At 52.9% G+C, this 11040-nt stretch carries 12 protein-coding genes and 1 tRNA gene; 11 read left to right on the top strand and 2 right to left on the bottom strand.

Annotation, left to right across the window (positions count from 1 at the left end; all coding sequences use genetic code 11):
* The first annotated feature begins 84 nt into the window (after positions 1 to 84).
* Positions 85 to 160, top strand: a tRNA-Trp gene (locus ACLJTG_RS21845).
* A 101-nt stretch (positions 161 to 261) separates the two neighbouring features.
* Here the strand turns inward: ACLJTG_RS21845 and hdfR are convergent.
* Positions 262 to 1110 (bottom strand): HTH-type transcriptional regulator HdfR, encoded by an 849-nt coding sequence (gene hdfR, locus ACLJTG_RS21840; protein WP_001541181.1) that lies wholly within the window; start codon positions 1108 to 1110, stop codon positions 262 to 264.
* 106 nt (positions 1111 to 1216) lie between these two features.
* On the opposite strand from hdfR, the gene maoP reads away from it, so the two are divergent.
* Positions 1217 to 1555, top strand: a complete 339-nt coding sequence (maoP, locus tag ACLJTG_RS21835) for a macrodomain Ori organization protein MaoP (protein ID WP_000840996.1) — start codon at positions 1217 to 1219, stop codon at positions 1553 to 1555.
* A 24-nt stretch (positions 1556 to 1579) separates the two neighbouring features.
* On the opposite strand, the gene ACLJTG_RS21830 is transcribed toward maoP, so the two are convergent.
* On the bottom strand, positions 1580 to 3100 hold the full coding sequence (locus ACLJTG_RS21830; RefSeq protein WP_001661513.1) for a YifB family Mg chelatase-like AAA ATPase: 1521 nt from the start codon (positions 3098 to 3100) through the stop codon (positions 1580 to 1582).
* Between the two features lie 351 nt (positions 3101 to 3451).
* On the opposite strand from ACLJTG_RS21830, the gene ilvL reads away from it, so the two are divergent.
* From ilvL to ACLJTG_RS21785, 9 genes are all read left to right on the top strand, one after another.
* Positions 3452 to 3550, top strand: a complete 99-nt coding sequence (ilvL, locus tag ACLJTG_RS21825; protein WP_001311244.1) for an ilv operon leader peptide — start codon at positions 3452 to 3454, stop codon at positions 3548 to 3550.
* Between the two features lie 86 nt (positions 3551 to 3636).
* Positions 3637 to 3687 carry a peptide IlvX gene (ilvX, locus tag ACLJTG_RS21820; protein ID WP_192930503.1) on the top strand — a complete coding sequence of 17 codons (51 nt, stop codon included), beginning with the start codon at positions 3637 to 3639 and terminating at the stop codon, positions 3685 to 3687.
* Positions 3688 to 3689: 2 nt separating this feature from the next.
* Entirely contained in the window at positions 3690 to 5336 is a 1647-nt protein-coding gene (gene ilvG, locus ACLJTG_RS21815; RefSeq protein WP_021000939.1) for an acetolactate synthase 2 catalytic subunit, read from the top strand.
* Positions 5333 to 5596, top strand: a complete 264-nt coding sequence (gene ilvM, locus ACLJTG_RS21810) for an acetolactate synthase 2 small subunit (RefSeq protein WP_000983260.1) — start codon at positions 5333 to 5335, stop codon at positions 5594 to 5596. The genes ilvG and ilvM overlap by 4 nt, the downstream gene beginning before the upstream one ends.
* 17 nt (positions 5597 to 5613) lie before the next feature.
* Positions 5614 to 6543: a branched-chain-amino-acid transaminase gene (gene ilvE, locus ACLJTG_RS21805; protein ID WP_000208528.1), complete on the top strand. Its 930-nt coding sequence runs from the start codon at positions 5614 to 5616 to the stop codon at positions 6541 to 6543.
* Between the two features lie 160 nt (positions 6544 to 6703).
* Complete coding sequence (gene ilvD, locus ACLJTG_RS21800) at positions 6704 to 8554, top strand: dihydroxy-acid dehydratase (RefSeq protein ID WP_410959062.1); 1851 nt, start codon at positions 6704 to 6706, stop codon at positions 8552 to 8554.
* Between the two features lie 2 nt (positions 8555 to 8556).
* A complete protein-coding gene (ilvA, locus tag ACLJTG_RS21795) occupies positions 8557 to 10101 on the top strand; it encodes a threonine ammonia-lyase, biosynthetic (protein WP_001518457.1) in 1545 nt (514 codons plus the stop codon).
* A gap of 282 nt (positions 10102 to 10383) precedes the next feature.
* Positions 10384 to 10701 (top strand): type II toxin-antitoxin system RelE/ParE family toxin, encoded by a 318-nt coding sequence (locus tag ACLJTG_RS21790; protein ID WP_000535852.1) that lies wholly within the window; start codon positions 10384 to 10386, stop codon positions 10699 to 10701.
* Positions 10698 to 11039 (top strand): helix-turn-helix domain-containing protein, encoded by a 342-nt coding sequence (locus ACLJTG_RS21785; protein WP_000560824.1) that lies wholly within the window; start codon positions 10698 to 10700, stop codon positions 11037 to 11039. Before ACLJTG_RS21790 ends, ACLJTG_RS21785 begins: the two co-directional genes overlap by 4 nt.
* Position 11040: the final 1 nt, after the last annotated feature.

The following is an 11040-nucleotide window of genomic DNA, read 5'->3' as shown; positions in this document are numbered from 1 at the left end:
GAGCGGTAGTTCAGTTGGTTAGAATACCTGCCTGTCACGCAGGGGGTCGCGGGTTCGAGTCCCGTCCGTTCCGCCACCCTAATTAGGGGCGTAGTTCAATTGGTAGAGCACCGGTCTCCAAAACCGGGTGTTGGGAGTTCGAGTCTCTCCGCCCCTGCCAGAAATAATCCTTAGCATCTGCTAAGGATTTTTTTTTGCCTGAAATTACCTGATTATCTGGTCAGGTAATCGTAAGTTCCCTTCTTTTTCTTTTCATCATTTTCATTGTTCATCCAGCACATCCGTTTTTAACAGATCGCAGATCAGCGAGTATTTATCGCTGTTTTGCAGCCAAATGGCGTATAGCGGCCGTGAAAGCGTTGCGCTGTCGGCAACGGTATGTAATCCGCCCTTTTCATTTGCCCAGTTTACAGGAAGCCAGCTACAGCCATTTAATGCGCTAAGCTGCTGTCGGGCGAGTTCGGCTGAGCTGGTTGTTAATACCGGCACTTCATCTGCTGCGATCAGCCCGGTTTCATGCTGTTGGAAGTCTGGTCCCCACTCCAGCCGCAGATAATTGAGTTCTGATTTCTTACGGGCAGGGCTGCTGCAATATAACGCCAAAGTGAAGTGCCCTAACAGCTGACTGCTGAACTCATCCATTTTGGGCGCTTCGGTAGTAATGAGGAGATCAAGCTGGCGTTCATGAAGTTGCTTCACAAGCGATTGCCGTTGAGCGATTCTGGCTTCGAATTGCAGGCCGCTTTGTGGCTCCTGTAGTTGGTACAGTCGCCCCAGCCAGGCGTTAAGCATACACTCCCATAAAGACGCGCTGGCGCCGATGGAAAACTCGTTATGGCGTGAGGTATGCGCCACCTCTTTACGTGCCGCCTGCCACGTATTCATCAGCGTTTCCGCATACGGTAAAAGTTTTTCGCCAGCCGTGGTTAAACGGATATTGTTTCTGTGCCGTGTAAAAAGGTTTACGCCCAGTTGATTCTCCAGTTGCCTGATACGAAAGCTCACCGCGGATTGCGTCAGGTAAAGTGCTTCTGCGGCCCGCCCGAAATGGCGTGTCCGGCTAACTTCCAGGAAAGTTTTTAACAATTCCGTATCCACTGTGCTCTCCACAAAATTATTTGTCGTTATGATTTAAATGTTTTGTTTTACACTCTGTCAAGCGTAACTAATACTCCGCGCCATAAATAGCTCAGACAAAGAATTAGGAGCGTGCAGGATGGCGGAAAGCTTTACGACGACTAATCGATATTTTGACAATAAACATTATCCACGTGGATTCTCTCGTCACGGTGATTTCACGATTAAAGAGGCACAACTGCTTGAGCGTCATGGTCATGCCTTTAATGATCTGGATCTTGGCAAGCGTGAGCCTGTGACTGAAGAAGAGAAGCTGTTTGTAGCGGTATGTCGCGGCGAACGCGAGCCGGTAACGGATGCAGAACGCGTCTGGTCCAAGTATATGACGCGTATCAAGCGTCCAAAACGCTTCCACACCTTGTCTGGCGGCAAGCCGCAAGTTGAAGGCGCAGAAGACTACACCGAAGCTGATGATTAATAAAAAGGGCGTAATGCCCTTTTTTTACGCCAACAGCTTTTGCAAATGAATTAACAACCTGTCTATCGCCCGATAGCTTACCGCCTCCTGCAAATGCTGACGCGAGATCTGGTCAGCCAGTTCTATGTCGGCAATGGTTCTGGCCACTTTTAGTAAACGCTGCCAGGCGCGAATGGATAATCCAAGATGCACCAGCGTGTCTTCAAGCCAGCGGGCGTCATCGTGATGCAAAACACAGTATTTTTGGATTTCGCGACCCTCCAGACGCGCGTTTAACTTCTTCTGGCGTCGGTACTGCCGTTCATGGGCGGCGATGACCCGCTTTTTTACCGTAGCGCTGCTCTCACCCTTTGAGGCGTGTTGGCTAAGAATCCCGGGCGGAGGAAGTGGTATCTCAAGCGAAAGGTCAAAACGATCAAGAAACGGGCCTGACAACCGATTAAGGTAACGTAGTGTCTGTTCTGGCGTGCAGCGATTATGGTTTCCCTGATAATGTCCGGTCGGGCTGGGATTCATTGCGGCGATTAACTGGAACCTGGCAGGGTACGTTATTTTCGCTCTGGTACGGGATAAATGAATTTGACCGGATTCTATAGGTTCACGTAGCGCATCCAGTGTGCGTCGTTCAAATTCAGGCAATTCATCAAGGAACAAAATTCCGTTGTGCGCCAGCGATATCTCCCCCGGGGCGGGTATTGCGCCGCCGCCGACCATAGCAGTAAGTGAGGCGCTATGATGAGGTGAGCGAAAGGGACGTTGCTGCCATCGTTTTTGTACCGTATCGGCATTAACCAGACTGAGGATCGCGGCGCTTTCCAACGCCTCTTCATTGCTTAATGGTGGAAGAATCCCGCTCAGTCGACTGGCCAGCATGGTTTTACCCGTACCCGGCGGGCCGATCAATAGCAGATTATGTCCCCCTGCCGCTGTAATCTCCAGGCCGCGTTTACCCTGCTCCTGACCGATCACATCGCGAAGATCGGCAGTTGCGGTAGGCGATGCCATATCCTGAGCTAAAGGTCTTTCCAGGGCGTGTTTCCCTTCCAGAAAGGCGCAGACGGTTTGTAGATGATCGGCGATAAAACATCCTTCTTTGCTGATAAGCCCAACCTCCGCCGCGTTCTCTGTTGCGACGATAATATTTCTGCCGGCCCTGATGGCTTCCGTTGCACTTGATATTGCGCCAGGAACGCCGCGTAATGCGCCTGTAAGCGCTAACTCACCCACCAGCTCATATGCCTCAAGATTCGACGCTGTAAGCTGCTCAGACGCGGCCAGAAGCGCAACAGCAATAGGCAGGTCATACCTTCCGCCTTCTTTCGGTAGATCGGCTGGAGCAAGGTTAATGGTTATTTTTTTAGCCGGAAATTCATATCCGCTATTAATAATCGCACTACGTACCCGGTCACGCGCCTCTTTTACCGTGGTTTCCGGTAGGCCAACCATGGTTAATCCCGGTAATCCACTACTGATATGCACCTCTATAGTGATAGGCGGCGCATTGACGCCAAGTGCGGCGCGAGTATGAACAATCGCCAGTGACATAATCCCTCCTGTTACGTGGATTATGCGGAATAGAAGAGAAAATCGAATTACTGACTTTTTGTTTTTTAGCGGCTGATTCCTGAATTTTGGCGTCATTTTCAGGTAAGAAACATCAAACTGGGAGAGCGCTCGCAGAAGCGAAAAGAAGGAAAACAGGGTGTAGAGTGCGCCAAAAGGGGGAGGAAAACGTGAAAATTTTTCAGTTGCTAATTTTTCTTATAAAAAACAAAGCACTTTTAGGCATTCACCTGCATTATCTGAAATGTGGTTAAAAAAATATCTTGTGCTATTGGCAAAACCTATGGTAACTCTTTAGGTATTCCTTCGAACAAGATGCAAGAATAGACAAAAATGACAGCCCTTCTACGAGTGATTAGCCTGGTCGTGATTAGCGTGGTGGTGATTATTATCCCACCGTGCGGGGCTGCACTTGGACGAGGAAAGGCTTAGAAATCAAGCCTTAACGAACTAAGACCCCCGCACCGAAAGGTCCGGGGGTTTTTTTTGGCCTGAAAAACTTAAGCGAGGAGCAGAGCGTGAATAACAGCATAAAATTCTGTTTCTCAAGATTTACGACGGGGATGTAACTATGAACGGGGCACAGTGGGTGGTACATGCTTTGCGAGCGCAGGGGGTGAAAACCGTATTTGGTTATCCTGGCGGCGCAATTATGCCGGTTTACGACGCGTTGTATGACGGTGGTGTGGAGCATTTGTTGTGCCGACACGAGCAGGGTGCGGCAATGGCGGCAATCGGTTATGCCCGTTCTACCGGCAAAACCGGTGTTTGTATCGCCACCTCCGGCCCTGGCGCCACTAACCTGATCACTGGCCTGGCGGATGCGTTGTTAGATTCGGTCCCCGTCGTCGCGATCACGGGTCAGGTTTCCGCCCCGTTCATCGGCACCGATGCGTTCCAGGAGGTGGATGTGTTAGGGCTGTCGCTGGCCTGTACCAAACACAGCTTCCTGGTGCAGTCGCTGGCAGAGTTGCCGCGCATCATGGCGGAGGCTTTTGAAGTCGCCAACGCTGGCCGTCCTGGCCCGGTTCTGGTGGATATCCCGAAAGATATCCAGTTGGCCAGCGGTGAGCTGGAACCCTGGTTTACTACCGTTGATAACGAAGCGACTTTCCCGCAGGCTGATGCGGAACAGGCGCGCCAGATGCTGGAACAGGCGAAAAAACCCATGCTGTACGTCGGCGGTGGTGTTGGTATGGCGCAGGCAGTTCCGGCGCTGCGTAAATTTATCGCGGTAACGCAAATGCCAGTTACCTGCACGCTGAAAGGGCTGGGGGCTGTTGAAGCTGATTATCCGTACTATCTGGGCATGCTGGGAATGCACGGTACTAAAGCGGCTAATTTCGCGGTGCAAGAGTGTGATTTATTGATCGCAGTGGGTGCGCGTTTTGATGACCGGGTGACCGGTAAGCTGAATACGTTTGCGCCGAACGCCAGCGTGATCCATATGGATATCGACCCGGCGGAAATGAACAAACTGCGTCAGGCACACGTCGCGTTGCAGGGCGATTTAAATTCGCTGTTGCCGGCATTACAGCAACCGCTGAAGATCGACGCATGGCGTCAGTCCTGTGCAGAGCTGCGCGCAGAACACGCCTGGCGCTATGATCATCCTGGCGAGACTATCTATGCGCCGTTGTTGTTGAAGCAATTGTCGGAACGCAAACCCGCAGACAGCGTGGTGACGACGGATGTGGGGCAGCATCAGATGTGGTCAGCCCAGCATATGACTTACACCCGCCCGGAGAACTTCATCACCTCCAGCGGTCTGGGGACGATGGGATTCGGCTTACCGGCGGCCGTTGGCGCGCAGGTAGCGCGACCGAATGATACCGTTATCTGTATCTCCGGTGACGGCTCCTTCATGATGAATGTTCAGGAGTTGGGCACCGTAAAACGCAAGCAGTTACCGTTGAAGATAGTCTTACTCGACAACCAGCGGTTAGGGATGGTTCGACAATGGCAGCAACTGTTTTTCCAGGAGCGATATAGCGAAACCACCCTGACCGATAACCCCGATTTCCTCATGCTGGCCAGCGCCTTCGGCATTCCAGGCCAGCACATTACTCGTAAAGACCAGGTTGAAGCGGCACTCGACACGATGTTGGCAAGCGAAGGGCCGTACCTGCTTCACGTCTCAATCGACGAACTTGAAAATGTCTGGCCGTTGGTGCCGCCTGGCGCCAGTAACTCTGAAATGCTGGAGAAATTATCATGATGCAACATCAGGTCAATGTATCGGCACGCTTTAATCCAGAAACCTTAGAACGTGTTTTACGCGTGGTGCGCCATCGTGGTTTTCAGGTGTGCTCCATGAATATGGAAGCCGCGACCGATGCGCAGAATATAAATATTGAATTGACCGTTGCCAGTCCCCGGTCGGTCGACTTACTGTTTAGTCAGTTAAGTAAACTGGTAGATGTTGCGCATGTCGCGATCTGCCAGAGCGCTGCCACATCACAACAAATCCGCGCCTGAGCGCAAAAGGAAGAAAAATGACGACGAAAAAAGCTGATTATATTTGGTTCAATGGCGAGATGGTGCGCTGGGAAGACGCGAAGGTTCACGTAATGTCTCACGCGCTGCACTACGGTACGTCGGTATTTGAAGGGATTCGGTGCTACGACTCTCACAAAGGCCCGGTAGTGTTTCGTCATCGTGAACATATGCAGCGCCTGCGCGACTCAGCAAAAATTTATCGTTTTCCGGTTTCCCAGAGTATCGATGAGCTGATGGAAGCCTGCCGCGACGTAATTCGTAAAAATAATCTGACCAGCGCCTATATCCGTCCGTTGGTATTTGTCGGCGATGTCGGTATGGGCGTTAACCCGCCCCCGGGATACACCACTGACGTCATCATCGCCGCGTTCCCGTGGGGGGCATACCTGGGCGCCGAAGCGCTGGATCAGGGGATCGATGCGATGGTTTCTTCCTGGAATCGCGCTGCGCCGAACACCATTCCAACCGCTGCGAAAGCGGGCGGTAACTACCTCTCCTCACTGCTGGTGGGTAGCGAAGCGCGCCGCCACGGCTATCAGGAAGGCATCGCCCTGGATGTAAACGGCTATATCTCCGAAGGCGCAGGTGAAAACCTGTTTGAGGTAAAAGATGGCGTGCTGTTTACTCCGCCGTTTACCTCTTCCGCGCTGCCAGGCATTACTCGCGACGCGATCATCAAACTGGCGAAAGAGCTGGGTATTGAAGTGCGCGAGCAGGTGCTGTCCCGTGAATCGCTGTATCTGGCCGACGAAGTGTTTATGTCCGGAACCGCGGCAGAAATTACTCCGGTACGCAGCGTTGATGGTATCCAGGTAGGTGAAGGCCGTTGCGGCCCTGTCACCAAGCGTATCCAGCAAGCCTTCTTTGGTCTCTTCACTGGAGAAACCGAGGATAAATGGGGCTGGTTGGATCCGGTAAATTCATAATAAATAAAATTAATATTTTCCCAAAATAATTTGCGTCACAGGAAGGCGGCAACGCAGCGAATCCCCAGAAGCTTACTGTCGTAAGTGACTGGGGTGAGTGAGGCAGCCAACGATCCTGTGGCGTGAAGTATGAAGGGAAAAGATGGGGAGTAAATAAAGCATGCCTAAGTACCGTTCCGCCACCACCACCCATGGTCGTAATATGGCGGGTGCCCGCGCGCTGTGGCGCGCCACCGGAATGACCGACAGTGATTTTGGCAAACCGATTATCGCCGTGGTGAACTCATTCACTCAGTTTGTGCCGGGTCACGTTCATCTGCGCGATCTCGGTAAGCTGGTCGCCGAACAGATTGAAGCTTCCGGCGGTGTGGCGAAAGAGTTCAACACTATTGCCGTGGATGACGGGATCGCCATGGGGCACGGGGGTATGCTCTATTCACTGCCGTCGCGCGAGCTGATCGCCGACTCCGTGGAGTACATGGTGAACGCTCACTGCGCTGACGCGATGGTGTGTATCTCCAACTGCGACAAAATCACCCCAGGGATGCTCATGGCCTCGCTGCGCCTGAATATTCCGGTGATCTTTGTCTCCGGCGGACCGATGGAAGCCGGGAAAACCAAGCTTTCAGACAAAATTATCAAGCTGGATCTGGTTGATGCCATGATTCAGGGCGCGGACCCGAAAGTCTCTGACGATCAAAGTAACCAGGTTGAACGCTCCGCCTGTCCAACCTGCGGCTCCTGCTCCGGCATGTTTACCGCTAACTCCATGAACTGCCTGACCGAAGCGCTGGGCCTGTCGCAGCCGGGCAACGGCTCGCTGCTGGCAACTCACGCTGACCGTAAGCAGTTGTTCCTCAATGCCGGTAAGCGGATTGTTGAACTGACTAAACGCTATTACGAGCAAAACGACGAAAGTGCACTGCCGCGTAACATCGCCAGCAAAGCCGCGTTTGAAAACGCGATGACGCTGGATATCGCGATGGGCGGTTCGACCAACACCGTTCTTCACCTGCTGGCGGCGGTGCAGGAAGCGGAAATCGACTTCACCATGAGTGATATCGACAAGCTGTCCCGCAAGGTGCCGCAGCTGTGTAAAGTGGCGCCAAGTACCCAGAAATACCATATGGAAGATGTTCACCGTGCCGGCGGTGTGCTGGGTATTTTAGGCGAGCTGGATCGCGCCGGGCTGCTGAACCGCAACGTGAAAAACGTATTAGGCCTGACGTTGCCGCAAACGCTGGAACAGTACGACATCACGGTTACGCAGGACGAAGCGGTTAAAAAAATGTTCCGTGCTGGCCCTGCCGGTATCCGTACTACTCAGGCGTTCTCGCAGGATTGTCGCTGGGATTCGCTGGATGACGACCGCGCAGCGGGTTGCATCCGCTCGCTGGAATATGCCTATAGCAAAGACGGCGGTCTGGCGGTGCTATATGGCAACTTCGCCGAAAACGGCTGCATCGTTAAAACCGCGGGCGTCGATGACAGCATCCTTAAATTTACCGGCCCGGCTAAAGTGTATGAAAGCCAGGACGACGCGGTAGAGGCAATTCTCGGCGGCAAAGTAGTGGAAGGCGATGTAGTCGTGATCCGCTACGAAGGGCCGAAAGGCGGGCCGGGAATGCAGGAAATGCTCTATCCGACCAGTTTCCTGAAGTCGATGGGGCTGGGTAAAGCCTGCGCGCTCATCACCGATGGGCGTTTTTCCGGCGGGACTTCCGGTCTCTCTATTGGCCACGTTTCGCCGGAAGCGGCCAGCGGCGGCACTATTGCGTTGATTGAAGATGGCGACACTATTGCGATTGATATCCCGAACCGCAGCATTCAGTTGCAGTTGAGTGAGGCTGAAATCGCCGCACGCCGCGAGGCGCAGGAAGCTCGTGGCGACAAAGCCTGGACGCCGAAAAATCGTCAGCGTCAGGTTTCGTTTGCCCTGCGTGCCTACGCCAGCCTGGCGACCAGCGCCGATAAAGGCGCGGTGCGCGATAAATCGAAACTGGGAGGTTGATGATGGCGGAATCTCAACCACTGTCAGTCGCGCCGGAAGGGGCGGAGTATCTGCGCGCGGTGCTACGCGCGCCAGTATACGAAGCGGCGCAGGTGACGCCGCTGCAAAAAATGGAAAAGCTCTCGTCACGTCTGGACAACGTTATTCTCGTCAAACGCGAAGACCGGCAGCCGGTACATAGCTTTAAGCTGCGCGGCGCTTACGCGATGATGGCCGGATTGACCGAAGAACAAAAAGCCCACGGCGTGATTACCGCGTCGGCGGGGAACCATGCACAGGGCGTGGCGTTCTCCTCCGCGCGGCTTGGCGTGAAGTCGCTGATCGTCATGCCAAAAGCAACGGCGGATATTAAAGTCGATGCGGTACGCGGTTTTGGCGGCGAAGTGCTGTTGCACGGCGCTAATTTTGATGAAGCGAAAGCGAAAGCTATTGAACTGGCGCAGCAGCAGGGTTTTACCTGGGTGCCGCCGTTTGATCACCCAATGGTGATCGCCGGGCAGGGCACGCTGGCGCTGGAACTGCTTCAGCAGGATTCGCATCTCGATCGTGTCTTTGTGCCGGTTGGCGGCGGCGGCCTGGCGGCGGGCGTAGCGGTACTGATCAAACAATTGATGCCGCAAATCAAAGTGATTGCCGTCGAAGCGGAGGATTCCGCCTGCCTGAAAGCGGCGTTGGAAGCCGGTCATCCAGTGGATCTCCCGCGCGTTGGGTTATTTGCTGAAGGCGTAGCGGTAAAACGCATCGGCGACGAAACCTTCCGCCTGTGCCAGGAATATCTCGACGACATTATTACAGTCGATAGCGACGCTATCTGCGCGGCGATGAAAGATCTGTTTGAAGATGTGCGTGCGGTGGCGGAGCCGTCCGGCGCGCTGGCGCTGGCGGGGATGAAGAAATATATCGCCCAGCACAATATTCGCGGCGAACGCCTGGCGCACGTCCTTTCCGGCGCCAACGTCAACTTCCACGGCTTGCGCTATGTGTCTGAACGCTGCGAGCTGGGGGAACAGCGCGAAGCGTTACTGGCGGTGACCATTCCGGAAGAAAAGGGGAGCTTTCTCAAATTCTGCCAGTTGCTTGGCGGGCGTATGGTCACCGAATTTAACTACCGTTTTGCCGACGCGAAAAATGCCTGTATTTTTGTCGGCGTACGCGTCAGTCAGGGGCTGGAGGAGCGAAAAGAGATTATCACCCAACTGTGCGACGGCGGTTATAGCGTAGTGGATCTCTCCGACGATGAAATGGCGAAGCTGCATGTGCGCTATATGGTCGGCGGACGCCCCTCCAAGCCATTACAGGAGCGTTTGTATAGTTTCGAATTTCCGGAGTCGCCCGGCGCGTTGCTCAAATTCCTGCATACGCTTGGCACGCACTGGAATATTTCGCTATTCCATTACCGTAGCCACGGTACCGATTATGGCCGCGTGCTGGCGGCGTTCGAGTTAGGCGATCATGAGCCGGATTTCGAAACCCGGCTGCATGAGCTGGGCTATGAATGCCATGATGAGAGCAATAACCCGGCGTTCCGGTTCTTTCTGGCGGGTTAATTCAGCGTTTAGTTTTTCGGGCCCACAAAGTAAAGTGGGCCTGATATCCAGATATTATCTTCCCTCAGTTATTGGGCTTTTCTGCCAGCCCGGAGCATCCACTCATTTCATTTTGCGAGACGTTTTCCAGAAGGCGCCCAATCTGCTTGTGGTGAAACTCGGCTCACCATATCGTTAGCACCGCCATCACTTGCACCTGCTAAAAACAATGTATAAAATTTTATACACAAGGATGTTATGTTACTCACCCGAGCTCTCTCCAATGAAAAAGAAATTCGATGAGTGGGATCTTCTCTGGAGGATCTCCTGGCTTTTCCCATAACGGTACGTAAAGCAGTCGGTTATCAGCTTCACAAAATTCAGTATGGAATTGAACCCGATGACTGGAAACCGTTTTCAGAAATTGGGGCTGGGGTAAATGAAATTCGTATTCGTGACAACAATGGTATCTATCGCGTTATGTATGTCGCTAAGTTTGAAGAAGCACTCTACGTTTTGCATAGTTTCCAAAAACAGACGCAACAAACCAGTCAGCATGATAAAAACATCGCCAGAACGCGTTATAACCGGGTGGTGCAACAACGGAGAAACAGCTTGTGATTGCCAAAACTGATAGTGATATTCGCCATGTGACGCCATCTGGCGGTAATGTTTTTGCTGATTTGGGGTTTCATAAGCAGGACGCAGAAAAGTTTTACGCTGATTCCCTGAATGAAATCGAAAACACGTTAGCCATTAAACAACAGCTAATGGAAGAAATTACCCTCTGGATTACGCAAAACCAGATGAAGCAAGCCGAGGTTGCTACAGTTTTGCATATATCCCGACCGCGCGTTTCGGATGTCGTCAACAAGAAATGCAGCAAATTCACCATTGATGCTCTGGTGAATATGCTTAGCCGTATTGGGAAGCCTGTTCGGGTAATGGTAGGGCCGTAAA

This window comes from Salmonella sp. SAL00672 (assembly GCF_046552175.1).
Classification (GTDB): domain Bacteria; phylum Pseudomonadota; class Gammaproteobacteria; order Enterobacterales; family Enterobacteriaceae; genus Salmonella; species Salmonella enterica.
This window is presented reverse-complemented; position numbering and strand designations above follow the sequence as displayed.

What these genes read in the sequence shown, in the direction of transcription:
- maoP (WP_000840996.1), top strand. Translation starts at nt 1,217, where the DNA reads ATGGCGGAAAGCTTTACGACGACTAATCGATATTTTGACAATAAACAT.
- ACLJTG_RS21830 (WP_001661513.1), bottom strand. Translation starts at nt 3,100, where the DNA reads ATGTCACTGGCGATTGTTCATACTCGCGCCGCACTTGGCGTCAATGCG.
- ilvL (WP_001311244.1), top strand. Translation starts at nt 3,452, where the DNA reads ATGACAGCCCTTCTACGAGTGATTAGCCTGGTCGTGATTAGCGTGGTG.
- ilvG (WP_021000939.1), top strand. Translation starts at nt 3,690, where the DNA reads ATGAACGGGGCACAGTGGGTGGTACATGCTTTGCGAGCGCAGGGGGTG.
- ilvM (WP_000983260.1), top strand. Translation starts at nt 5,333, where the DNA reads ATGATGCAACATCAGGTCAATGTATCGGCACGCTTTAATCCAGAAACC.
- ilvE (WP_000208528.1), top strand. Translation starts at nt 5,614, where the DNA reads ATGACGACGAAAAAAGCTGATTATATTTGGTTCAATGGCGAGATGGTG.
- ilvD (WP_410959062.1), top strand. Translation starts at nt 6,704, where the DNA reads ATGCCTAAGTACCGTTCCGCCACCACCACCCATGGTCGTAATATGGCG.
- ilvA (WP_001518457.1), top strand. Translation starts at nt 8,557, where the DNA reads ATGGCGGAATCTCAACCACTGTCAGTCGCGCCGGAAGGGGCGGAGTAT.